This is a genomic window from Clostridium sp. CAG:265 (assembly GCF_000436575.1).
Taxonomy (GTDB): Bacteria; Bacillota; Clostridia; order Clostridiales; family Clostridiaceae; genus Clostridium; species Clostridium lentum.
Window position 1 is genome coordinate 16155 of the sequence record NZ_FR886593.1, and the last position, 23800, is coordinate 39954.

A 23800-nucleotide genomic window follows, 5' to 3' on the forward strand; every position below is an offset into this window, starting at 1 on the left:
TATGGAATATTTAAAGATAATTTTATATATACTTGTATTTCCAGGGATAATTTTTTCAAGTTTAATAGGATTTTTCATATCTGGATTAGATAGAAAGATTGTAGCAAAGATGCAAAGAAGAAGAGGGCCCAAGATAAGTCAGAGCTTTTATGATTTTATAAAGCTTTTAGGAAAAGATACAATTATACCTTCTAGTGCCAATAGAAAGTTATTTATTATTGCTCCTGTTATAGCAGTGGTAAGTATAGTAATCATACCGTTATTTATTCCTTTGGGAAAGTATACTTTTATAAAAAGTACAGCAGATGTGGTGGTATTAATATATCTACTTATTATCCCATCTTTAGCTTTAATAATTGGAGCAATGGCATCAGCATCACCATTTGCTTCCATAGGATTATCCAGGGAAGTGGTATCAATTATAGGGTATGAACTTCCTTTAATTATAATTATTATAGATGTATGTAAGAAGGCAGGAAAGATATTAGGTACTGAAACTATTTATTCCATGGAGCTTATAGAAAAAGCACAGGCAATAGAGGGGAATTTTATGTTTTCTTTAGCTTTATTGCCTGCAGCTATAGCATTTTTAATGATTTTACCAGCTAAGGTAGGAGTAGCACCTTTTGATGTAGCAGAAGCAGAAACAGAAATATGTGAAGGACCTTTAGTTGAATATAGTGGAATATATTTAAGTTTATTTAAATTAAGTCATAGCATTAAAAGCTATGTAATGGCTATGTTTTTTGTGGCCTTGTTTTTAGGAAATATATTTGTGGAGTTTGGAAGCACTTCTATTAATTTAATAATTAATACAGTAATTATGATAGCTTTATCAACTTTAATAACTATAGTCTGCTTATCTATAGTAAGAGGATCTATGGGAAGGTATAAGGCACATCAAATGTTTAAATTTTATTGGACAATACCTACAATATTATCAGTAATAAGTTATTTTTTAGTGAGTATGAATATATAGGAGGAAAAGCTTATGTCATTAATTGAAAAAAGTAGAGAAAAATCTCCGTGGATATATCATTTAAATACTGGTTCTTGTAACGGCTGTGATATTGAAATAATGGCATTGCTAGGTCCTAAATACGATGCAGAAAGGTTTGGTGTGAAGCTTACAGCTTCACCTAAACATGCAGATATAGTGCTTATAACAGGGCCAGTTACAACACAATGCAGAGAAAGAATGATAAATGTGTTGTCACAAGTGCCAGAACCAAAAGTTATAGTATCAGTAGGATCATGCCCTGCTTCAGGTAATGTATTTAAGGATAGTTACTCTGTTGATGGACCTTTGGATAAATGGACAAAGGTGGATGTATCAGTGGCAGGTTGTTCACCTAAACCAGAAGCAATCTTAAAAGGAATACTAGAAGCTGTTGAAATATTAAATAAGCGTAGGAGGGAAGAAATATAATGTTTAAAATTCCATTTCTTACAGAAGGAATAAAAAATGTATTTAAAAAGCCTATTACAGAAGAAGGCTCTATTGAAGAATTAAAATCAGCTGATAATTATCGAGGAAGATTAAGCTTTAATGAAGATGCTTGTATTGGTTGTGGATTATGTATAAGGGTATGTGCAGGCAATGCTATAACTAAGAGCATAAAGCCAGTAGAAGATGGACAAGAAATTACCATGTCCTTTGATATGGCATCTTGTACTTTTTGTGGTTTGTGCCAAGATTTTTGTAGTAAAAAGGCCATAACATTAACAAATGATCCTATAATGGTACAAAAGAATAAAGATAATTTAAAGGTACAGGGGACTTTTATTAAAAAGATGCCATCTAAAGTTAAAATAGAGAAAAAAGTATCAAAATAAGAAATGGCTAAAGAAGATGATAAATTAGTATAATAAGTGTTTATATATTCTAAAGAAAGAAGCAATATAAAAGGACAGCTAAAATTATTAGTTGTCCTTTTAGGTTAATTGTTTTGAGAAAGTAATATTAATTAAAATCATGAATTACATATTTATAAATATGATTCAATTTTAATCTTTCTTTCAGAAGCTGTTGAGTCTGTAGCCTCTTTATTTGTTTTAGTAAACCTAGCATGCTCCCATATTCCAAAGTACTTATCGAAAATGTATGATTCCTCATCGATATTTACTATAGGGGCAGAAGTTTCATCAAACCCAATCAGTGAAACTTTTCTTCCGGTATTTTTTAAGTATTTTAAGGCTTTTCCTAAAAGAATATCTGGATCAGGGATTATTCTTTCTTCTAAAAAAACCTCAAAAAAATTCTTCTTGCAACTACTATTTTCCAAAGCTTCATCTCCTTATTAAATAAATCATAATAATATTATATGTTTTGTGGAAAAAAATTACAATAAGCTAAAAATAATTAAGATAATTAATTAATTTAATAAAGTAGTTCGCTTATATACGTATAAAAATTATATATTTTCAAGTTTTATATGGAAAAAAGATTATAAAAAAGCTTGAAAAAAGTATCTATATACAATACTATTACAAGTGTATATACACATATGATGGTATTTATTTTTTTATATTAATAAAAGTGGGAGGATAATATATTATGGCAAAGTTACTTGTAGTAGTTGATTATCAAAATGATTTTGTTAACGGTGCTTTAGGTTTTGTAAAAGCAGAAACTTTAGAAAAAGGCATATGTAATAAGATAGAGGAATATTTAAATAGGGGAGATAAAGTAATATTTACTTATGACACTCATTTTGAAAATTATCTACATACTAGGGAAGGCAAAAAGTTGCCAGTGAAGCATTGTATCATAGATACTGAAGGACACGATTTATATGGAGAGTTAAAGAAGTTCAAAGATGTAGAAAATACACTTCATTATAATAAAAAGTCCTTTGGACTATCACCGGAAGATATGTTGGACATTGCTAAAAAGGTTTATGATGATATTGAAGAAATAGAGTTGGTAGGAGTTGTGACCAATATATGCGTTATTAGTAATGCAGTTACTTTTCAATCTCAATTTGTTAATGCAGAAATAATTGTGGATGCTTCGCTTACTGCTGGTTTTGATGAAGAAATGCATAAGAAGTCATTAGAAGTTATGGAATCATTTCAAGTTAAAGTTATTAATAGGTAGATTTTCTCATGGCAATTATTTATGACTATTTTTTTATTCAAATATGTTAAAATATAAAAATAGTAAATAAATAATTGGAGGAAGAAAAATGTTTAATTTTAATCTTAATGAAAGAACAATAGATATAAACGAAATTGATGAGCTTATTGGAGAAATTAATTTAATAGATATAAGAGAGCCTCATGAATTTAAATGTGGAAGTTTAAGAACTGCTAAAAATATACCAATGGATACTTTATTAAATAATCCAGATAAATATTTAGAAAAGGATAAAAAGTATTACATAATGTGTAAAGCAGGCAGAAGAAGTGCTATTACATGTAGAGAATTAAAGTATAAGGGCTTTGATGTAGTAGATGTAACTAGTGGAATGGCTTTTTATGAAGGTAATGAAAGATCTTAGTTATTGTTTTTAGAAATATAAACCCCTTTACGGGAGTTTATATTTTATCAGAAGAATAAGAAAAATTAAAAAAATAGTTTAATATATTAAGTATAAATTCATAAATATAACAAATCTTAGTATTAACAAAGTAGATAATATTTGTGGATTTAGTATAATAGTTCCATTATAAATAGTCATTATCTTAATTGACTTTATAATGACCATAAGAAAATTTAATTTACATAAAAATATTATTTGAGATACAGACGAGACAGTATATGCTCACTATGATGGAAAAGCTGAATATGATAATGGATTAATATTTTGAACAAACTGGATTTATCGTACAACATAAATTAATTGATGGAGCATATCAAATAGTGAATGTATACAAAAATAATGATGAGTATGAATCAGTTGTTTTTCCAGATTTAAAAATAAATTTACGTGATATATTTGAATAAGTTTAAAGTACCTATTAACTGGGTACTTTTTTTAAGGTATAGACCAGTTATATTTTTATAATATGCAAGTAAAATAACATTAGCAGGAACTTCGTTTTGAAAACTCTTATTCAAATTAAAGAACCTTTTTATAATAAGTAACATAATATTTTTTATAGAATATTATAAAGTGAGTAATTAAATATAGAGGTGATTATAATTATTGGCTTTAAGAAGGATTTTCTAGGAAATATCATACTTTACAGAACCAATTTATGGTGTAGATAGGTAAAGGGGGAAGATGTTTATGGATAATAAAAAAATAATTGCCTTAGGTACTTTTAAGGTTATGAGCGTAGTGGAAGATACAAATGAAATTCCCAAGGGTGTAGCAATGATAAAGGCTCCAGAATATTGGAATAAAGGAGATAGAGGAAGAGGAGTTGTTATTGCAATTATTGATTCAGGTTGTGACTGTACTCATGTAGATTTAAAAGATAGGATAATCGGTAAATATAATTTTACGGAAGACGATGGTGGTGATCCTGAAATTGTAACAGATTATCTAGGTCATGGCACTCATGTGGCAGGGACTATTGGAGCAAGTCAAAATGGACAAGGAGTTGTAGGTGTAGCACCTTTATGCAGTTTACTTATTTTAAAGGCATTAAATAAAAAGGGACAAGGCACTGAAGAAGATATTGCAAAGGCCATTAATTATGCAGTAAGAAAAAAGGTGAATATAATATCAATGTCTCTTGGTAGTACGGAAGAAACACCTTTAATTCATGAAGCCATAAAGAAAGCTGTAGAGAGTAATATTTTGGTAGTATGTGCAGCAGGCAATGAAGGTGATAGTGATGGAGATACGGAAGAACTAAGCTATCCAGCAGTTTATAGTGAATGTATTTCAGTTGGAGCAGTAGATTATAGTAAAAATATTGCCCGCTTTACCAATTCTAATAAATCAGTAGATTTAGTAGCACCAGGAGTAAGTATAATGTCTACCTACCCAAATAATAAATATGCTAATTTGCAAGGAACTTCAATGGCAACACCTCATGTAAGTGGAGCATTAGCTTTAATAATAAACTGGTCAAGAAAGGATTTTGGGCGAGAAATGAGTGAAACAGAACTTTATGCTCAATTAATAAGGCATACTGCTTCATTAGGATTTAAGAAGACTTTAGTAGGTAATGGGCTCCTTTATTTATTAGCACCTCAAATATTAGAAAATTATATATCACAGGCATCAGTTTTAAAGGTATAAAAGCTACAGAAATATTAAACTTAATTAAGAGTTTCTAAAGCTATTTTGGTAAAGTATTGCAAAATTTATAACTGGCTATAGATTAGATAGATAAATGTTTAATAGAGGTTTTACTAAATTAGCAGTGAAACTCTAGAATTAATTTAAATTTCTTAAACTTTGTGAGTTGATTTAAAAATTCATAATTAGTTAAGTCAATTTTTAACTTTAAGTTATTTCTTATTGGCTAGTACATTTTTTTTGTAATCTAGTATTGCTTTTGATAAAGCTTCAGCACAGTTTTTTTGTCCAACATTTGAAGTAAGATATTTTTCATCTTGAGAGTTACTTAAAAATCCAAGTTCAACTAAAGCAGCTGTATTTTCATTAAGCTCTAAAACAGCTAAGGCATCATCTTTGCTTTCATAAGTTTTTAAGCCTCTATTATAAGTATAGTCTAGTTGGCCTAGCTCATATTGAAGGTAGGAAGCAAACGTATAGCTTGCATCATCACCATTTTTGTACCAAGTTTCCACTCCTTTAGCATCGGTGGCAGTATAATCGCTATTACAGTGGATGGATATAAAAACGTCCACATTAGATATTTTAGAAACTTTTAATCTTTCTTTTAGACTATCATTGGCAGATTGAGACCAAGGAAGATTATCATCAATTCTGGTATAAACTACATCAATATCTTTTTCTTTAAGAATCTTTCCAAGTTCCAAAGCTATATTTAATACTAGATTCTTTTCATAGGAGCCATTTATTCCTTTTGCACCTATGTCTTCATCACCATGACCAGGGTCTATGCAGACCTTAAAGTTATCTTTACTTTCTTGAGTGGAAGAAATTTTATTTTTTAGTGCATTTTTATTAAGAGTTGTTATATTTGTATTGTTTTTTATATAAGAAGAAGCAATGCCTAATACTATCATTAAAGAAAAAAATGATGTAAGAAATAGTTTTAGTAGCCTCCTTATTTTCTTTCTTTTGTAAAGCATCCTTCGTTTTGCATTTAAATCAAAATGATTATTTTCCATATTTCACTCCTATGCTTTACATAAAAAATAATTAGTTAAAATACTGTTTATATAAATAAATTATAATTTAAAAGTAAAATTATGTAAATTGAGTAAAGTTAATTTTCATACGAATTTTTACGAGTACTTTCGAGTAATTATTTAAGAAATAAAGTTTAAAAAGAAAAATACGAAATATTAAATATGTATGCTTATTAAAGTATACAAGTATTAATTTAGTTATTTGGGAGTATATTATGAGAAGAATACCTTTAAGATATTTAAAAGAAAATAGTATAACTGCAATGGATATATATAACTCTAGTGGAAAGCTTTTAATTAGTAAAAGTATGAAAATAGATAAAAATATGATGGAATTATTGCATAAAAATAAAATTATATATGTATATATAATGGATGAAAGTAGAGAAGATATAATTGATGATGTTATTAGTCCAGAATTAAGAAGAGAAGCAGTATTAGAGTTAAAAAAGATGTCTTATGAATTTTCTAATTTAACATCAATAAAAAGAACTAAAGAAATAAATAATGTATATATAGAAAAAATTTTAAATTTAGTAAATAGAATAATTGATGAATTATTGAAGAAAAATAGTTTAACTATAGAACAAATTGATGTAAGAGATTTTGAAAGCCAATATTTTCAACATTCTGTAAATGTAGCTGTAGTATCTCTTATTATAGGAATTGAATTAAATTATGATATAGACAAACTAAGACGATTAGGAATAGCAGCAATTTTACATGATTTAGGATATGCTTTTTTACCTAAAGAAATAATATATAAATCTACTAAATTATCAAATGATGAAGAGGAAGTAGTAAAAACACATAGTGAAAAAGGATATAATTATTTATACTTATATACTGATGTAAGTAGAGATGTTCTTTTTCCAATTTTATATCATCATGAACATGTTGATGGAAGTGGTTATCCAAGGGGAATTAAAGGAAATAGGATAAATGAATATAGTAAAATAATAGCTATTGTAGATTTTTATGATAAGTTAGTAAATAGTGAACTAATTCTTCAATCAGACTTACCTAATAATATTTTAGAAAGAATAATGGCACATATAGGGACTGCTTTTGATTATAAAATTGTAGAAGTTTTCTATAAAAAGGCAATACCATTTTTAAAAGGTACTATGCTTAAATTAAGTAATGGTGATATAGTATTAGTTGAAGGAACTATTAATGGATTTCCTTCACGTCCAATTGTACGAGTATTACAAAGTGATGATAATTCAAAAATTAATAAATGTATAAATTTAGTTGATGTTTTAAACATAAGTATAGATAAAATAATATATTATTTGTAGTATTAAAAAATATAGATTATTTAAAATTAAACTTATATTTTTTATGATAAAATAAAAATATAAGTTTAATGGAACTTTTATTATAATTAATAGTCTAATTATAATAAAAGAAAATTACATATAAGGTGGGATTTTTCAATGAAAAAAATATTAATAAGTGGACTTATACTTGTTATGATGAGCAGTGTTTTAGTTGGTTGTGGAAAAAATAGTGATGTAAGCAGTAATATTACATCAAAAGAAATAGCAAAAAAACTGATAGAAGCAGATTACTTAATATCACCAAAGGAAGTTGATTCTGATATGGTAGAAGAAGTATATCATTTAAATCTTGATGATGTAGAAAATTATGCAATATATGAAACAGAAAGAAGACCAGGTCCAGGATTTATTATGATTGTAAAAGCTAAGGATGGAAAAGTTGAAAATGTTAAGAATTCAATGGAAAAAGTTTTAGAAGATAAGGTAGGGCAGGCTTTTTATCCAGAAGAACAAGAAGTAGCTGAGAATGCAACTATTGAAGTTGATGGTAATTTTGTATCATTATTCTTATTAAACAGTGAAGTTGAAGCAGATGCTGAAAAGATGTATAATAATTTAATTAAAAAATAGTATTGAAATTTTCTTTTTAATGCTATATATTTGAAAGAGACTTTTTAAGTGGAAATAAATTAATAGAAATCTAAGAGAATTCTTAGGAGAGGTTCGTCAATACCATCCCTCTATAAAAAACTAGGATTATAATTAGCTGTAAGCTACTTTATTAATTTGCATTTATATGTTTGTTTTTTATGAACCTCTAAGACTTATGTCTTAGAGGTTTTATTTGAGGTATAAGTTATATGAAAAGAACCATTCTAGGATGGTTCTTTTTTGTAGAAAGGAAGGGATTAATATAATTTTAGAAAATTGTAAATATGGAGTTTGAAAGGAGTTTTTTATGAGAAATAATAATACATTGAAAATAACTATTATGGCGTTAGCTATAGCATTAAATTTTATTGGAGGACTTATTGCAATTTCTTTAAAATTACCTATATATTTTGATTCAATTGGTACAGTTCTTGTAGGGTTCTTATTTGGAGTTGTACCTGCAATATTAACAGGAGTGGTATCATATATAGTAAATTATATAACTTTTGATCCATGTGCCTTATACTTTATTCCAGCTCAAATAATAATTGCTTTATGTTCAGGAATATTTTATAGAAGGGGATTATTCAATGGTAAGAAAAGTATTTTAGGTATAATTTTAATGGCTATACCAGTATCTTTTGTTTCAGCATGTATAGCAGCTTATGTTTTTGGTGGAGTTACTTCAGCAGGTAGTGCTATTATTGTGGGGATATTAGGAAATAATGGTATTAGTATGGTTCTTGGTGTATTTTTAACACAAATAGTAACGGATCTTTTAGATAAGATATTGATTGTTTATTTAGTATTAGCAGCTATAAAAGTGATTCCAAGAGATATAAAAAATAAAATTACAGCAGTTTAGGTGAAATATGGATAGATATAGTAAGGTAATTAATAAGAATTTAAGAGAAATAGTGTTGCTTAAGGCACTACCTTGTATTTGGGGTAAATGTGCTTTTTGTGATTACATTGATGATAATGATGATAATATAGCAGAAATAAATAAACTTAATAAGGAAGTACTGAATAATATAACAGGAGAATTTGGGGTTTTGGAGGTAATTAATTCTGGAAGTTGCTTTGAAATACCAAGAGAGAGCTTAGAGTATATTAAGAAGATAGTTGTTGAAAAGAAGATAAAAAAATTATTTTTGGAAAGCCATTGGTGTTATAAAAATAGGTTACAAGAAATGAGAGATTTCTTTGGTATTGAAATAATTTTTAAGATTGGCGTAGAGACTTTTGATAATAGCTTTAGAAATTTAGTATTAAATAAAAATGCTAATTTTAAAACTGTAGATGAAGTGAAAGAAAGTTTTCAATCTGTATGCCTTCTTGTAGGAATTAAGGGGCAGACAAAGGAAATGATAAAGCGAGATATAAATCTTGTTTTAGAGAACTTTAAGTATGCCACAATAAATGTATTTATTAATAATACCACTGATGTAAAAAGAGATGAAGAGCTTGTACAGTGGTTTACTGATAATTTTAAGTATCTAGAGGATTATCAATATATAGAAGTGTTATATAATAACACTGATTTTGGTGTAGGAGATTAATTTTTTTAAATATAAAAATCAGCTATTAGGTTAAATAGCTGATTTTTATTATTTACTAGAAATAATCAATTGTCTAATTACTTACTTTAATTATTGATAAATTAGCATTACTATAATCTAGGGAACCTGGATCTGCGCCAGTTGCAATAATTCTTACAGTTGTGCCAGCTGTAGTTGTTGTATATACTTCTTGACCAACTATTGGCACATTAGGATTTGTACTTGTATTTATTGTAGAAGTTGATGCAGCTGAAGGTGTAGTTGAATCATTATAACTTAAGCCAACAGTAACTATTGGAACTGTAGCAGAAGGTACTACAACATAAGTTATTTTATAAGTTCCAGGTTCTGATAGTGTTACTGTTCCAGTGGTTGGATTTAGTGACATGTTAGAAGCAACATTAGTAGTAGTAAGAATTATAGGAGCAGCAGTTGTACTTAATGGTGTACTTCCTCCTGTGCTTGTAAATGTTCCATAGGCACTTGAAACAGTACCTGTGACACCAGTAGGGCCTTGAGGACCAGTAGGACCTTGAGGTCCGGTAGCACCAGTAGGCCCCTGAGGTCCAGTAGTTCCAGTTGAACTTAATAATGTGAAGTCAGCAGAGGTTCCAGGGATTCCTTGAGGATTGTTAGCATTTACTAGATATAGCTGATTATTATATCTAATAACTTGTCCAGCTGAGTAGAAAGCTGCTAAAGCAGGATCAAAGTTTGCAGGTGTACATGCACCACTTTGGTTTGTTGTTCCTGTTGGGCAAGGACAACATGGTGGGAATGAACAAGGGAATGGATTATAACCGTTGCAACAAGGGTCAGGGTTGCAGCACTTTACAGGAGCAATTGCTAACACTGGTGGATTACAAGAGTTTGTAGATGCAATAGTAATAAGAGGAGCACGGTTTATGATGCTGTTAGAACTTAAAGTGATGCTCTTTACACCGGTAGTACATTGCCAACATCTAACTATTGGTGTAACATCTAATTTTATATAGCACCCTATATCAGATGTAAGCAATTTATAGTTAAGTGTAGAATAATAATCTACTGCAGGTGCAGTATTCCAAGTTACAGTGTCTGTATCTACAGTAGTTGTATTATTACTTATTGATATAGAGAGATTACAGTCTGTAGTAGACTGAATATTTTCTACATATAAATAAAGTACAGCCATCTTTATTGGGTATGAAAAATTAGTTAAGTCAAAACTAATTATAGATCTATATTCATTTGCGGCTGGACAACAAGAAGATAAATTTCCTACTAGCAAGCTGGAAGATGAAGAAAAATTACTGTCAGGTGTTCCACTAGCAATATAGGTGCTTCCAGTTGAAGCTATTTTTATTCCTTTTTTCAATGTTAATCAACTCCTTAATCTAAAAGTAATTTAGTTTAACTCAATATCATAATATGAATTTTAATTTAATTAGGTTCGAGCAAAATAGACTTGGAGATAAATAAAACATATTATTATACTTAAGTAACAAAAAGATAAACTTAAAATTAATATGATAGTGAAAGAAAGATTTTAAGAGGTATCAATGAGTACTATAAGTTTATGTATGATTGTAAAAGATGAAGAAAAGGTTATAGAGAGGTGTCTTAATACAGTAATTGATATAGTAGATGAGATAATTATAGTAGATACTGGTTCACAAGATAGTACCAAAGATAAGGTTAAAAAATATAAAGCAGATATTTATGATTTTCCTTGGCAAGATGATTTTGCAGAGGCTCGAAACTTCGCTTTTAGCAAGGCAAGGATGGATTATATATTATGGTTGGATGCCGATGATGTTTTGGAAAAAGAAGATCAGCGGAAGCTAAAGTTATTGAAGAAAAGTTTGAATGGAAATGTAGATGCAGTATCAATGCTGTATGTATTATCAATAGATGAGAATAATAATCCAATAGTTTCTTTGAGGCGAAATAGGATAGTAAAAAGAGAAAATAATTATATTTGGATAGGAAAGGTTCATGAATATTTAGAGGTTTATGGAAATACTTTAAATGCAGATATTGCTGTAAATCATTTAAAAGATAAGGAATATACCGATAGAAATTTAAAAATATTTCGTAAGATGATACTTAAAAATGAAGAATTTTCACCACGAGATTTATTTTATTATGGTAATGAGCTTTATGATAATGAATACTATTTGGAAGCTATAAAAGCATATAATGATTTTATAGATACAAAAAAGGGGTGGATTGAAGATATAAAACAGGCTCTTATAAAGATTTCAGAATGCTATGGATTTATTGGTTATAAGGATAAGGAAGAAGAGTATTTGTTTAAGGGCTTACAGTATGATATTCCATCTAGTGATCTCTGCTGTAGAATTGGTTATACATTTTATGAAAAGGAAAAATATGAAATAGCAGTTTTTTGGTATGAAAATGCCATAAACAATCCGCCAAAACCAGGAAGTTTGAACTTAGTTAATAGTGCTATGTATACGTGGGTACCGGCTCTTCAATTATGTGTGTGTTATAGCAAGATAAGTGATTTCAATAAAGCAAATGAATATAATGAACTAGCAGCCAGATATGTACCTAATCATAGCAGTGTAATAAATAATAGGAAATATCTTTTAGATAAGGTGAAATAAAATAAAAAACTTCTTGAAATTATATTGTTTTAAGTATATAATCAATATAATAAGTCCTGTAGGGGAGTAGTTAGCAGTGAATTACTGTGATAATATCAACAATCATGGCCTTTATGGTCTGGTATTATCTTAAATAACGAGACTTACAGATAGTATGTTTAGAGACATGCTATCTGTAAGTCTCGTTTTTTTGCGGGACAAAGCAATGGAGGGATTTATATGATTTATTTAATTTACTTAGCACTAGCAATAGCGGTAGTATTATTATCTATTAAGGCATCTGTATATGTTGATTTATTAGATAAGAACACCAAATTATCAGGGGCATTTATAGGTGGAGTTTTGTTATCAGCAGTAACATCACTTCCAGAATTATTAACAAGTTTATCATCAACAGTATGGTTAAAGAATCCTGGGCTTTCTTTGGGAAATATTTTAGGAAGCAATTTATTTAATATGACCATTATAGCAATGCTTATTATTTTATGGACAAGCAATTTTAAAAAGTCTAATATATCTAAAAGTCATAGCTATACTGCATGGGTTACACTTGCTATATATGTAGCAGTGGCTTTGAATATGTTGAATATAGTCAATTTTGAAGTAGTAACAATTTCAATAACTTCAATAATAATATTAGTATTATATACATTAGGAGTAAAGACTATGTCCAATGATGATAGTGGAACAGCAGATGAATTTAAAGATGAAACAGCTGTAACAACATCACTTTCATTAAAACAAATAATTATAAGATTTATTTTAGTGAGCATTGGATTAGTAATATCAAGTATATTAATTACATATGTTACTGATATTATAGCAGCTAGACTTAATTTAGGTGCAAGCTTAGCAGGAGCTTTATTATTAGGTATTGCAACTTCGCTTCCAGAACTTACATCATGTGTTTCTCTTGTTAAGATTGGCAATTTTAATGTATCTGTAGGAAATATTGTAGGAAGCAATTTATTTAATTTCTTAATTATTTTTATATCTGATGTGCTATTTATTGGTGGAACAGTTTATGATTTTGCAGAAAGTCAAACAAGAAACTTAGTTATATTTGGTATAATCAGTACAATGTTAATGTTAACTGTATTAAAGATTAAAGATAAAGTAAAAAATAAATATATTTTATATATTCCATCTATTGGAATTATAGTTAGTTACTTGTTATTCATGATTGTATAAAAAGGGAAGTGTAAAAAATCGCTGTAGGTATTAAACTTGCAGCGATTTTTGGTATAATTAATTTTTTTACTAATATGGTTGTTTGATTTCAAAGGCTTTTTTATAGCCCAATTCTATTTAAGCAGTTTTCTGACTACATTCTATATCAGTAAATATAGTATTATCATAGAAAGAAAAAATAAAGGATATTATGCTTGGCAAAACTATTATAAGTAGTGATGTAGTCTTTGATACTAAGTAAAAACTTCCCACAAGTATTGCAGATTTTAAGATAGTTATAGGAAGTTTTTTAATAATATAATATGATGACAATATAAATATATCTTTTGTTTTCATTTCAAAGCGAGAATTTATTGGAATAGCATATAGGATTAAAAGAGCTATATATATTGCAAGAATTTCAAATACAACATGTATGCCATATTTTGGCATGTTTAAAAAGAAATATTGAAAATCCACAAACATAAGAGATAGCAGAAAAAGTATTATAAGCCAAAGTTTTAGGCTACTTACAAAATTATCTTTGTATGACTTAAAGAAATACGAAGAGAAGGAAATTGATTTTTCTCTTAATATTTCAGAAGTAGAAGCTGATAAGGCTGATAATGATGGTCCTAATGGAATCAAGGAAATAAATAAAATTATTAAGTTAAAGGAGTCAGGATTAATAGCTGTTGCTGTTATAAATAAAACTAGCAATATGTTAGTGATAAAGAAGTAGGCACCTCCTTGTAAGAACCAAAATAGATAACTTGGTAGTGTGAATAGTGGTTTATCAAAAAAATCTTTATTTTTACTCATAATATAGTCCTTTCTTTAAAAATTATATTATTACAGGCAATGTTATTTCTACAGTAGTACCAAAGCTATAGTTGCTGGTAAAGGATAAGCCGTAGCTTTCACCATAAAGTACTTTAATTCTCTGGTTAATATTTTTTAAACCATAGCCACTACCTTTTGTCTGTAAATTATTTTCTTTTAATATAAGTGGTAACACTTCCTTTTCAATACCTATACCATCATCGGAAATCTGAATTATAAGATTGTTTTGAGATATATAGCCACTGATAAGTATAGAACCTTTTTCCATGCCCCTTCCTAGTATGCCATGATTAATGGAATTTTCTATTATAGGCTGAAAAGTAATTTTAGGAATTGAGCAATTCATTAAGTTTTCATCTAGTCTAGTTGTTAGGGTAATTCTATTGTCATATCTCATATTCTGTAGATTTACGTAAAGCTTAGAATGTTCTACTTCATCTTTTATAGTAACAATATCTTTTCCTTTATTTAATGAAAGTTTATAAAACTTAGCTAAGTTTTTAACAGCAATACTTATTTCTTTATTCATATTTCTATAAGCCATCCAGTTAATCATATCAAGTGTATTATAGAGGAAGTGTGGATTAATTTGTGATTGCAATGCTTTTAGCTCTGCATTTTTAACCTCTTTTCCTAGTTTGTATTGCTCATCTATAAGTACAGACATTTTACTGATCATATAATTATAATTATCAATAAGTTCTCCAACTTCATCTGAACTATCATTTTCTATATATTTATTTAATTGTCCATTGGGAACTTGACGCATGCCATCAATAACTTGGAATAATCTTTTATTAATTAGCTTAACAAAATAAGCAGCTAATATTATTGCCATTATACTTGTTAAAACCACAATTATAAATAAGTAATTACGCTGTATTTTAATAGTAGATAATATACTGGATTTGGAAAGTACATTTACCATATACCAATCAGTTTTATCTATAGAAGCACTTTGCAGATAAAATTTACCATCATCAAAGGTAATAAGTTCATTAGATAATTGTGCAGCATTTTTTATAAGTTCTAAGTTTATAGAGGAATTATCATATAAGTCCTTTAAATCTCTTGAAGATGCTATTATTTTATTATCAGAATTAATTACAAAGCTGAAAACATCATCAAGAGGGCTAATTTTATCTAGTATATCTTGAATTATGCTCTTTCTAAAATTAATCCTAATAAAGCCTATATCCTTTGAAAGATCATCAGGATTCTTGATACTTTTAAGGAGAAACAGTGTATCATTTACAGTGTTTTCATTGAGATACCACATTGATCCCCAAATAAATCTTGCATTAGTACTTACGATACAATCTTCAGCCTTTGTTTTTTCTAAAGAGCTAGCTTTAAAAAAATTCACATTTTCGCTGGAATAAATAAATTTATCGTTTATATAAAGATTTATTTTTTTTATATCCAGATTATTTTCAAAGGAGCAAAGGTACGATTGAAGGTTAGAAAAATCATATATCTGATCAGTTAAAGCATAAGATTCAACATCACGAGTTAATATATCAGTAACTGTATTGTTTACGACTATGGTGTTAGATGTATCAAAAATTTTATAAACTGTATAGTTCATATAATCTAATGATTGTTCAAAGGATTCACTGGCTGAGTTAAGGAAATTATCAGTTATTATATTTGAAAGATTAGCATAGGCATAAGAAGAAATTATTAAAACAGGTATAATTAAAAGGATACAATATGTTAATACAAATTTTTTAAATAATTTCATATTATGCAACAGTGGTAATTTCATTATAAAAATTTCCTTCTATATTCTGAAGGGGTATAGCCTGTTTCTTTCTTGAATATCTTTGCAAAATAATTACCATCTTTATAGCCAACCTTTAAAGCAATATCATTCATTTTTATATTTGAATCCTTCAACAGTTCCTTAGCTTGTATTATCCTATATTCAGTTATATATTTATTAACAGTTTTTCCAGTATAATCTTTGAAGATTACGCATATATATGCAGGTGTTAAGAATGTATTCTTACTGATATCTTCTAAAGACAAGTCATAGCTATTATAATGTTCATTAATATATTTGATTATATTTAATGCTGGCTCATTATAGATATCTTTTTCCTTTAAACATGAAAATACATCTTTGATTATTTCTAATAAATAATGCTTTATTTCAAAGATATTATTAAATTGCAGTATAGCATTAAAGTTGGTATTTTCATTTACAGAATTATTAAGATTAATATTTCTGCTATGACAGAAATTAAATATATGCATTAGAAATTTATTATATACATTTTTTATTTCATTGATGTCTGTACCACAATTAAGCATAAATTCTGATGTTATATTATTAATATCATTTAAGACAGCTTGTTTATCTTCATTATTCAAATTTCTCTTAAAATCTGAATAAGCATTAGAATCAATAGTGGCACAAGTTTTATGAGGAATTTCTTCAAAATAAATCACTGAATTATAATCTTTAAAAAAGGATAAAGTGTCTAATGAAGAAGCATATGCATATGATTTATGCATATCCTGCATATTGGTAACAATAGAGCCTACAAATATATAAAATTGGCTATAATTTTTAATATATTCATCTAAAGTAGCAAAAAAGCTTTGGAAAACATTTGAATTATGTATTGATTTAATATTCTTTGAGAAAAAAATCTGTAATACTATATCTTGTTCATTTTGCATTGAAACAAAGCCTTCTAATCCACAATCATGAATAATTTCACGAATTTTATCTATAAACAAATACTTGTTTGGAATATTTTTGTAAATCTTTATTAAAACGCTTACATAATGGCCATCAACTAATTTGTCATTGAAATCTTTAGGAAAGTAAGAACTTATTATAGATTTAACTGCTACAGAATTATCTATAGATGATATTTCATTGGCAATAGTATGTTCAATGCTATTATGAATAGTAGTATTTTTTACAAATTCAAGGATAGCATTATTTAAATTTTCCTCCAACTCTTCAATTTCAATAGGTTTTTCAACATAATTGATAGCTTTTAGCTTAATAGCAGATTTTAAATATTCTTTATCTGAATAACCACTCATAAAGAGTATCATGCAGTTAGGATAAAGCTCCCTTGTTTTAAATGCTAAATCTATGCCATTTAGTCTAGGCATACGAACATCTGTCAGAAGTATGTTTGGTTCAAAATCTTTTAATATTTCTAGAGCATTAATACCATCATAAGCCTCCTTGACTTCGCTTACATTAAGCTTGTCCCAGTCAACCATATCTAGGATACCTTGTCTAGTAAATCTTTCGTCATCTGCAATAAGTACTTTAATCATAATCCACCTCCATTAGATATCATATAAAAGTATAACATTAAAAAAGAATATATTTCAATAAAAAGGTAAAAATGAGATAATTTATTTATGTAAATGTTTAAAATAAAAATATTTTACTATAATCAAAGAATTTTACCATAATTACATCTTTTATAAGATGTTATTATTTATACATGAGATGAAAACGTATAATAAGGGGGATTGACAATGGAAAATCAAATTGAGAACAATGTTTTTAGTGATGATAAGATTTCGACTGCAGGAATAAAGCAAGAGTCATCATTTACTAGAGCATTAAGAAAGAATAGAGTTTTACTTATGATGCTTATTCCTGCATTTTTGTATTTCTTTATTTTCAGTTACTTGCCAATGAGTGGGGCAATAGTAGCATTTAAAAGTTATAATTTTAGGGAAGGTATTTTTGGAAGTCCATGGGTAGGTTTCAGTAACTTTGAATATTTCTTTAAATCTGGACAAGCATGGACAGTAACTAGAAATACAATTCTATATAATGTAGGATTTATAGTAGTAAATACAGTATTACAGATGGGACTTGCTATATTTATATCTGAAATTGGAGGCAAGTATTTCAAAAAAGTTACACAAACAGCAATGTTTTTACCATACTTTATCTCTTGGGTAGTTGTGGGAATGATTGCTTATAATTTCTTAAATGTTGATTATGGTACAGTAAACACAATTTTAAATAAATTAGGTATGGAAAGTATCAATTTTTATGGGACTAAGTGGGTATGGCCAATAATAATTACTGCTTTCTGTGCATGGAAAAATGTTGGATATGGAACAGTATTATATTTAGCAGCTATAATGGGAATTGACCAAGAAATCTATGAAGCAGCACAAATAGATGGAGCAAACATATTCCAAAGAATATTTAAGGTAACAATACCTTGTCTTGTTCCAACGTTAATAATTTTAACATTATTATCAATAGGTAATATCTTCAGAGGAGATTTCCAAATGTTCTATCAACTGGTAGGAAATAATGGACCATTATTCCCAATTACAGATGTTATAGATACATTTACCTTTAGATCACTGATACAATCAGGAGAAGTTGGGATGTCAGCAGCTGCAGGTCTTTATCAATCAATATTCTGTTTCATAACAATTATTATTACTAATAAGATTGTTAAATCATATGATAAAGATTATTCATTATTCTAGGAGGTGATGTTTGATGAAAAAGTCAAAGGATATAAAAGCGTTTAATATATTAAGTTATACAGTAGTTACTTTAATTGCACTGTTTTGTTTTATTCCATTTCTTATTGTAGTTATGGGGTCAATTACAGATGAAAAAGAAATCATTGCTAATGGTTTCTCACTTTTACCAAGTAAATTATCACTTAGTGCATATGGAACTGCATTAAAGGAACCAATGGCAATTTTAAGAGCCTATGGGATAACTATAAGTCTTACTATAATTGGTACTGCTTGTGGGTTATTTATAGTGGCAATGACAGCTTATGTTTTACAAAGAAAAGATTTTAAGTGGAGAAATAAATTTTCATTTTACTTCTACTTTACAACATTATTTAATGGTGGATTAGTACCATGGTACATTTTAATGGTTAAATATTTAGGGTTAAAAGATACTTATCTTTCTTTATTAATACCACCAATGCTTAGTGTTTTCAATATAATACTTATGAAAAGTTATATTGGAGGAATTCCACAAGCTTTAACAGAATCAGCTAAGATTGATGGTGCAGGGGACTTTACAATATTTGTGAAGATTATACTACCATTAATTAAACCAGCATTAGCAACAGTTGGTCTTTTAATAGCTTTAGGATATTGGAATGACTGGTATAATTCAATGTTATTTATAAATAATGAAAATTTATATTCACTTCAATACTATTTATATAAAATAGTTAATAATATTGAAGCTTACAAGACGATACTAGCACAAAATAGTTCAGCAGTATCAGGAGCAATTGAAATGCCAAGTGAATCGTTAAAGATGGCACTTACAGTAATTGTTACAGGACCAATAATATTAGTTTATCCATTTATTCAAAAGTATTTTGTAAGTGGTGTGACAATTGGAGCTGTAAAGGGCTGATAAAACAATAGATAGTAATTCTTATGGTAAGGAGAGGAAAAGAGATGAAAAGAAATTTAGTAAAAAGAATGTCTGCTATAGCACTAAGTACATTAATGGCAGGAACAATGATGGTAGGTTGTGGATCAAGTTCTTCAGGAACAGCAGGAACACTAGCATCTGGGGTATTAACAGATAAAGAAGTAACATTAAAGATGTATTTAATAGGTGATAAACCAGCAGACTTCGATGAAGTATATGACAAAGTAAATTCAATAATGAAAGAAGAAATAAATGCAACTTTACAAGTAAATTTTATTCCATGGTCAGATTTAGCAACAAAATATCAATTATTATTCCAATCAGGTGAAGATTTTGATTTAATATTTACAGCTTCAGGATGGGGATATTATAGTCAAGTGGCAACTAAAAACGGTTTCTTAGAATTATCAGATGAGATGCTTCAAGAATATGCACCAAATATTTATGCAAGTGAACCGGAAGAGGGGTGGAGCCAAGCTAAAATAGATGGAAAAGTATATATGGTTCCAAATGATAAGAGTGAATATGGAATAAATGTATTTGGTGTTAGAGGAGACTTAATGGCCAAATATGGATTTGACTCAATAACTTCTTATGATCAATTAGAAAAATTTATGGATGCTGTAGCAACAGGTGAAAGCTCCAATGGTATAAAAGTAATAGCAAATGGTGGAGGACAAAATCTTCAATGGCCATACATGCTTGAAAGATATGGATTTAATACTATATCAGGAGCTCCAACTCCAACTTTAGGATTTGATGTAAATGATAATTCAGGAGAGGTGTTTGCCTTTGTTGATACTGATGAGTATTTAGAATATGCAACTAAAATGAAGGAGTTTGCTGATAAAGGATATTGGGCTGCTGACTCAATATCAAGTAAAGCTACTAGAGATGATGATTTTGAAGCAGGAAAAACAGCTGTAATGGTTTGGAATTTAGGATCAGTTGCAAATAGCGTTACAGAAATGAATAATGTTCATCCTGAATGGAATACTCAATTAATTGATTTATCAGAAGGTATATCTAAAACTGTTCAACCATATACAAATGGTGGTATGGCTATAAATGCTAGTTCAAAAAATCCAGAAAGAGCATTAATGGCAATAGAATTATTAAGATCTAATGAAGAAATTAATAAACTTACTTGGTATGGGGTAGAAGGAAAGCACTATACAACTGATGGTAACCAATATTATACACCAACAGAAAATGCTTCAAATTACCCAGCTGAAGAAGTATGTCCATGGGGATGGTATTCATCTAAGTATGCTATGACTTCATCTACTGAACCAGCAATAGTTCAAGAAACTATTAATAAGTGGAAAGAAAATGATACAGTAGATAATCCACTTACAGCTTTTACATTTGATGATTCAAAGGTGAAAAATGAAATGAGTGCTGTTGGTAATGTAGTTACTCAATATGGTGTTCCAATAGATTTAGGAATGGTAAGTGATGTTAATGCAGCTATAGCAGAATATAAAACTAAATTAAAAGAGGCTGGATTAGATAAGATTACGGAAGAATGTAAAGCACAAGTTGAAGAATTCTTAAAATCTTATAATGAGTAAGACACACTATTATAAACAATGAATAATTTAAACTTATAAATTATCATGATGTTTTAATTATATATATTTCCTTGGAGCCCCTTTAAAGTGGGGTTCCAACTTTCAATTTTAAAAATATACTTTTTAAAACTAAAAATGTATTCGTTACCAGAGAATAAAAGGAGAAAATTTATGACAAAAAGATATGATTTATTTAATAATATAATAGGAAAAGAATTTTTACATGGAGGAGACTACAATCCAGATCAATGGCTTGAGTATCCTGAAATAATAAAGGAAGATGTAAGGCTTATGAAGTTAGCACACATAAATTGTGCTGCTATTAATATTTTTGGCTGGAGTGCCATAGAGCCTGAAGAAGGAAAATATGAATTCGAATGGCTTGATAATATAATGGATGATTTATATAAAGCAGGAGTAAACATAATACTTGCAACACCAAGTGGAGCAAGACCAGCATGGATGTCAGAAAAGTATCCAGAAGTTTTAAGAGTAAATGCAGATAGAACTAAAAACCTTCATGGACAAAGGCACAATCATTGTTATACATCACCAGTATATAGACAAAAGACTTCAGAATTAAATAGAAAGCTAGCTGAAAGATATAAGAATCATCCAGGACTTATCTTATGGCATATTTCTAATGAACTTGGTGGAGATTGTCACTGTGAATTATGCCAAGAACGTTTTAGAAATTGGCTTAAGGAAAAATATCATAACAATTTAGATGAATTAAATTCAGCATGGTGGACAGGGTTTTGGAGTCATAAATTCAATAGTTGGAGTCAGATTGAAAGTCCATCACCACTTGGAGAAATGCAAGTTCATGGACATAATTTAGATTGGCGAAGATTTGTTAGTGATATGCATATTGATTTCTATAAAAGTGAAATAGCTCCAATTAGGGAAATAACGCCTAATATACCTGTAACAACTAATTTTATGGGTGATTACCCTAGAATGGGCTTATTTGGTGGAATAAATTATGGTGATTTTGCTAAAGAAGTTGACATAGTATCATGGGATGAATATCCAGCTTGGCATAACAATTGGGAAACTACGGAAGAATTAGCTTCTAATGTTGGTTTTGTTCATGATGTATATAGATCATTGAAAGGTGGACAACCATTCTTGATTATGGAGAGTACACCAAGCTTAGTAAATTGGCATAAGATTAATAAAGGTAAGAGACCAGGAATGCACCTTTTATCATCATTACAAGGAGTAGCTCATGGAGCAGATTCAGTACAATATTTCCAATGGAGAAAAGGAAGAGGAAGTTCTGAAAAATTTCATGGTGCAGTAGTTGACCATTGTGGACATGAAAATACAAGAGTATTTAGAGAAGTAACAGAAGTTGGAGAAAGCTTAAAAAAAATCAATGAAGTATGTGGAACAAGTGTAGATGCAGAAGTAGCAATAATTTTTGATTGGGAAAATAGATGGGCAATAGATGATTGCCAAGCATTAAATAATGAAAATAAAGGTTATATTGAAAGCTGTGAAGAATATTACAGAGTATTCTGGAGAAAGGGAATTCCAGTAGATGTAATAACTATGGATGCAGATTTTAGTAAATATAAGTTAGTGATTGCACCAATGTTATATATGGTTAAGCCAGGAGTTGCAGAAAGAATAAATGACTTTGTAAGAAATGGTGGTAATTTTGTAACTACTTATTTTAGTGGAATAGTTAATGAAAATGATCTTTGCTTCTTAGGAGGATTCCCAGGACCATTAAGAGAGGTCACTGGTATATGGGAAGAAGAAATAGATACATTATACGATACTGATGTAAATTATATTGAATATGAAGGTAAAGAGTATAAGGTTAAAGATTACTGTGATGTAATACATGCTGAAAATGCAGAAGTTTTAGCAAGGTATACCACTGATTATTATAAAGGAATGCCTGCTTTAACTCGTAATAGGTATGGAAATGGTAATGCATATTATGTAGCAGCAAGAACATTTAATGATTTTGATACTAAGTTCTTTGGTAGTATAATTGATGAATTAGAACTTAGGAGAGCCATCAATATTGAACTTCCATTAGGTGTAAATGCTGAGTTGAGAGAAGATGAAGAAAATAAATATATCTTTTTAATGAACTTCAGTGAGGAAGAAAAATCAGTAAATCTAGATAAGGAGTATTTAGATTTACTAAGTGGTAGTAAAGTAAGAGGAGAAGTTAAATTAGATAAGTATAAAGTGATGGTTTTAAAAACTAATGTTTAGAATTTAAGGTATAAGGGGGATAAAATTTTGGGAAAGAAGTCTTCATTTAATAGAGTTATATCTACAGCAGTAGTTACTATGTTTTCTTTAGGTATGTACACAGTATCACCTGAGTCTGCAGAAAAAGATGTAATAACTAATTATAGTTTTAAAAGTTCTCTTGATGGATGGACTGTTAAAGGTAATACTAATGCTGCCAACTGGAAG

At 28.7% G+C, this 23800-nt stretch carries 23 protein-coding genes and 1 riboswitch; of the genes, 17 read left to right on the forward strand and 6 right to left on the reverse strand.

Going from position 1 to position 23800, the window contains the following annotated elements:
- The first annotated feature begins 1 nt into the window (after nt 1).
- Genes Q5O29_RS03035 through Q5O29_RS03045 form a run of 3 tightly spaced genes read left to right on the forward strand, consistent with a single transcriptional unit; the run spans nt 2 to nt 1836 of the window.
- Nucleotides 2–979, forward strand: coding sequence for a respiratory chain complex I subunit 1 family protein (locus Q5O29_RS03035; protein WP_022211535.1), 978 nt, complete (start codon nt 2–4; stop codon nt 977–979).
- 12 nt (nt 980–991) lie between these two features.
- Nucleotides 992–1429 (forward strand): NADH-quinone oxidoreductase subunit B family protein, encoded by a 438-nt coding sequence (locus Q5O29_RS03040; protein ID WP_022211536.1) that lies wholly within the window; start codon nt 992–994, stop codon nt 1427–1429.
- Entirely contained in the window at nt 1429–1836 is a 408-nt protein-coding gene (locus tag Q5O29_RS03045) for a 4Fe-4S binding protein (protein WP_022211537.1), read from the forward strand. The genes Q5O29_RS03040 and Q5O29_RS03045 overlap by 1 nt, the downstream gene beginning before the upstream one ends.
- A gap of 152 nt (nt 1837–1988) precedes the next feature.
- Here Q5O29_RS03045 and Q5O29_RS03050 read toward each other — a convergent pair whose 3' ends face one another.
- A complete protein-coding gene (locus Q5O29_RS03050; protein WP_022211538.1) occupies nt 1989–2285 on the reverse strand; it encodes a hypothetical protein in 297 nt (98 codons plus the stop codon).
- A 272-nt stretch (nt 2286–2557) separates the two neighbouring features.
- Between Q5O29_RS03050 and Q5O29_RS03055 the strand changes: the two genes are divergently transcribed.
- The 3 genes from Q5O29_RS03055 to Q5O29_RS03065 all read left to right on the forward strand — a co-directional run bounded on the left by Q5O29_RS03055 (nt 2558) and on the right by Q5O29_RS03065 (nt 5198).
- Complete coding sequence (locus tag Q5O29_RS03055; RefSeq protein ID WP_022211539.1) at nt 2558–3100, forward strand: cysteine hydrolase family protein; 543 nt, start codon at nt 2558–2560, stop codon at nt 3098–3100.
- Nucleotides 3101–3188: 88 nt separating this feature from the next.
- Nucleotides 3189–3503, forward strand: a complete 315-nt coding sequence (locus tag Q5O29_RS03060; RefSeq protein WP_022211540.1) for a rhodanese-like domain-containing protein — start codon at nt 3189–3191, stop codon at nt 3501–3503.
- 732 nt (nt 3504–4235) lie between these two features.
- The gene (locus Q5O29_RS03065; protein WP_022211541.1) at nt 4236–5198 is read left to right on the forward strand and encodes a S8 family peptidase; all 963 of its coding nucleotides are present in this window, start codon (nt 4236–4238) and stop codon (nt 5196–5198) included.
- A 212-nt stretch (nt 5199–5410) separates the two neighbouring features.
- On the opposite strand, the gene Q5O29_RS03070 is transcribed toward Q5O29_RS03065, so the two are convergent.
- Nucleotides 5411–6220: an N-acetylmuramoyl-L-alanine amidase gene (locus tag Q5O29_RS03070; protein WP_022211542.1), complete on the reverse strand. Its 810-nt coding sequence runs from the start codon at nt 6218–6220 to the stop codon at nt 5411–5413.
- Nucleotides 6221–6456: 236 nt separating this feature from the next.
- Here Q5O29_RS03070 and Q5O29_RS03075 point away from each other — a divergent pair, with 236 nt between their 5' ends.
- The 4 genes from Q5O29_RS03075 to Q5O29_RS03090 all read left to right on the forward strand — a co-directional run bounded on the left by Q5O29_RS03075 (nt 6457) and on the right by Q5O29_RS03090 (nt 9737).
- Nucleotides 6457–7542 (forward strand): HD-GYP domain-containing protein, encoded by a 1086-nt coding sequence (locus tag Q5O29_RS03075; RefSeq protein ID WP_022211543.1) that lies wholly within the window; start codon nt 6457–6459, stop codon nt 7540–7542.
- Between the two features lie 138 nt (nt 7543–7680).
- Entirely contained in the window at nt 7681–8154 is a 474-nt protein-coding gene (locus Q5O29_RS03080; RefSeq protein WP_022211544.1) for a DUF4358 domain-containing protein, read from the forward strand.
- An 82-nt stretch (nt 8155–8236) separates the two neighbouring features.
- Nucleotides 8237–8284, forward strand: a riboswitch (PreQ1 riboswitch).
- 198 nt (nt 8285–8482) lie between these two features.
- Nucleotides 8483–9040 carry an ECF transporter S component gene (locus Q5O29_RS03085; RefSeq protein ID WP_022211545.1) on the forward strand — a complete coding sequence of 186 codons (558 nt, stop codon included), beginning with the start codon at nt 8483–8485 and terminating at the stop codon, nt 9038–9040.
- Nucleotides 9041–9047: 7 nt separating this feature from the next.
- Nucleotides 9048–9737, forward strand: a complete 690-nt coding sequence (locus Q5O29_RS03090; protein ID WP_022211546.1) for a radical SAM domain protein — start codon at nt 9048–9050, stop codon at nt 9735–9737.
- 73 nt (nt 9738–9810) lie between these two features.
- On the opposite strand, the gene Q5O29_RS03095 is transcribed toward Q5O29_RS03090, so the two are convergent.
- Nucleotides 9811–11094, reverse strand: coding sequence for a DNRLRE domain-containing protein (locus Q5O29_RS03095; protein WP_022211547.1), 1284 nt, complete (start codon nt 11092–11094; stop codon nt 9811–9813).
- Nucleotides 11095–11278: 184 nt separating this feature from the next.
- Here Q5O29_RS03095 and Q5O29_RS03100 point away from each other — a divergent pair, with 184 nt between their 5' ends.
- Together Q5O29_RS03100 and Q5O29_RS03105 are read left to right on the forward strand one after the other, a co-directional pair.
- Nucleotides 11279–12349, forward strand: a complete 1071-nt coding sequence (locus Q5O29_RS03100; RefSeq protein WP_022211548.1) for a glycosyltransferase — start codon at nt 11279–11281, stop codon at nt 12347–12349.
- Nucleotides 12350–12568: 219 nt separating this feature from the next.
- On the forward strand, nt 12569–13540 hold the full coding sequence (locus Q5O29_RS03105) for a sodium:calcium antiporter (RefSeq protein ID WP_022211549.1): 972 nt from the start codon (nt 12569–12571) through the stop codon (nt 13538–13540).
- A gap of 117 nt (nt 13541–13657) precedes the next feature.
- On the opposite strand, the gene Q5O29_RS03110 is transcribed toward Q5O29_RS03105, so the two are convergent.
- The 3 genes from Q5O29_RS03110 to Q5O29_RS03120 are packed head-to-tail and all read right to left on the reverse strand — an operon-like array spanning nt 13658 to nt 17668.
- Nucleotides 13658–14341 carry a DUF624 domain-containing protein gene (locus tag Q5O29_RS03110; RefSeq protein ID WP_022211550.1) on the reverse strand — a complete coding sequence of 228 codons (684 nt, stop codon included), beginning with the start codon at nt 14339–14341 and terminating at the stop codon, nt 13658–13660.
- A gap of 22 nt (nt 14342–14363) precedes the next feature.
- Nucleotides 14364–16130: a sensor histidine kinase gene (locus tag Q5O29_RS03115; RefSeq protein ID WP_022211551.1), complete on the reverse strand. Its 1767-nt coding sequence runs from the start codon at nt 16128–16130 to the stop codon at nt 14364–14366.
- Nucleotides 16130–17668: a response regulator gene (locus Q5O29_RS03120; RefSeq protein ID WP_022211552.1), complete on the reverse strand. Its 1539-nt coding sequence runs from the start codon at nt 17666–17668 to the stop codon at nt 16130–16132. Before Q5O29_RS03120 ends, Q5O29_RS03115 begins: the two co-directional genes overlap by 1 nt.
- A gap of 207 nt (nt 17669–17875) precedes the next feature.
- Here Q5O29_RS03120 and Q5O29_RS03125 point away from each other — a divergent pair, with 207 nt between their 5' ends.
- From Q5O29_RS03125 to Q5O29_RS03145, 5 genes are all read left to right on the forward strand, one after another.
- On the forward strand, nt 17876–18856 hold the full coding sequence (locus Q5O29_RS03125) for a sugar ABC transporter permease (RefSeq protein WP_022211553.1): 981 nt from the start codon (nt 17876–17878) through the stop codon (nt 18854–18856).
- A gap of 13 nt (nt 18857–18869) precedes the next feature.
- Entirely contained in the window at nt 18870–19760 is an 891-nt protein-coding gene (locus Q5O29_RS03130; RefSeq protein ID WP_022211554.1) for a carbohydrate ABC transporter permease, read from the forward strand.
- Nucleotides 19761–19804: 44 nt separating this feature from the next.
- Entirely contained in the window at nt 19805–21355 is a 1551-nt protein-coding gene (locus Q5O29_RS03135) for an ABC transporter substrate-binding protein (protein ID WP_022211555.1), read from the forward strand.
- A 171-nt stretch (nt 21356–21526) separates the two neighbouring features.
- Nucleotides 21527–23593 (forward strand): beta-galactosidase, encoded by a 2067-nt coding sequence (locus Q5O29_RS03140; protein WP_022211556.1) that lies wholly within the window; start codon nt 21527–21529, stop codon nt 23591–23593.
- Nucleotides 23594–23620: 27 nt separating this feature from the next.
- Nucleotides 23621–23800 (forward strand): hypothetical protein (locus tag Q5O29_RS03145; RefSeq protein ID WP_302631661.1); only part of this gene is annotated, 180 nt, incomplete at its 3' end.

Bases quoted from the DNA above. Each gene is read 5' to 3' on its own strand.
- Q5O29_RS03090 (WP_022211546.1), top strand. From the start codon at position 9,048: ATGGATAGATATAGTAAGGTAATTAATAAGAATTTAAGAGAAATAGTG.
- Q5O29_RS03060 (WP_022211540.1), top strand. From the start codon at position 3,189: ATGTTTAATTTTAATCTTAATGAAAGAACAATAGATATAAACGAAATT.
- Q5O29_RS03070 (WP_022211542.1), bottom strand. From the start codon at position 6,220: ATGGAAAATAATCATTTTGATTTAAATGCAAAACGAAGGATGCTTTAC.
- Q5O29_RS03105 (WP_022211549.1), top strand. From the start codon at position 12,569: ATGATTTATTTAATTTACTTAGCACTAGCAATAGCGGTAGTATTATTA.
- Q5O29_RS03045 (WP_022211537.1), top strand. From the start codon at position 1,429: ATGTTTAAAATTCCATTTCTTACAGAAGGAATAAAAAATGTATTTAAA.
- Q5O29_RS03130 (WP_022211554.1), top strand. From the start codon at position 18,870: ATGAAAAAGTCAAAGGATATAAAAGCGTTTAATATATTAAGTTATACA.
- Q5O29_RS03035 (WP_022211535.1), top strand. From the start codon at position 2: ATGGAATATTTAAAGATAATTTTATATATACTTGTATTTCCAGGGATA.
- Q5O29_RS03140 (WP_022211556.1), top strand. From the start codon at position 21,527: ATGACAAAAAGATATGATTTATTTAATAATATAATAGGAAAAGAATTT.
- Q5O29_RS03135 (WP_022211555.1), top strand. From the start codon at position 19,805: ATGAAAAGAAATTTAGTAAAAAGAATGTCTGCTATAGCACTAAGTACA.
- Q5O29_RS03040 (WP_022211536.1), top strand. From the start codon at position 992: ATGTCATTAATTGAAAAAAGTAGAGAAAAATCTCCGTGGATATATCAT.
- Q5O29_RS03085 (WP_022211545.1), top strand. From the start codon at position 8,483: ATGAGAAATAATAATACATTGAAAATAACTATTATGGCGTTAGCTATA.
- Q5O29_RS03100 (WP_022211548.1), top strand. From the start codon at position 11,279: ATGAGTACTATAAGTTTATGTATGATTGTAAAAGATGAAGAAAAGGTT.
- Q5O29_RS03110 (WP_022211550.1), bottom strand. From the start codon at position 14,341: ATGAGTAAAAATAAAGATTTTTTTGATAAACCACTATTCACACTACCA.
- Q5O29_RS03080 (WP_022211544.1), top strand. From the start codon at position 7,681: ATGAAAAAAATATTAATAAGTGGACTTATACTTGTTATGATGAGCAGT.
- Q5O29_RS03115 (WP_022211551.1), bottom strand. From the start codon at position 16,130: ATGAAATTACCACTGTTGCATAATATGAAATTATTTAAAAAATTTGTA.
- Q5O29_RS03055 (WP_022211539.1), top strand. From the start codon at position 2,558: ATGGCAAAGTTACTTGTAGTAGTTGATTATCAAAATGATTTTGTTAAC.
- Q5O29_RS03065 (WP_022211541.1), top strand. From the start codon at position 4,236: ATGGATAATAAAAAAATAATTGCCTTAGGTACTTTTAAGGTTATGAGC.
- Q5O29_RS03125 (WP_022211553.1), top strand. From the start codon at position 17,876: ATGGAAAATCAAATTGAGAACAATGTTTTTAGTGATGATAAGATTTCG.
- Q5O29_RS03075 (WP_022211543.1), top strand. From the start codon at position 6,457: ATGAGAAGAATACCTTTAAGATATTTAAAAGAAAATAGTATAACTGCA.
- Q5O29_RS03120 (WP_022211552.1), bottom strand. From the start codon at position 17,668: ATGATTAAAGTACTTATTGCAGATGACGAAAGATTTACTAGACAAGGT.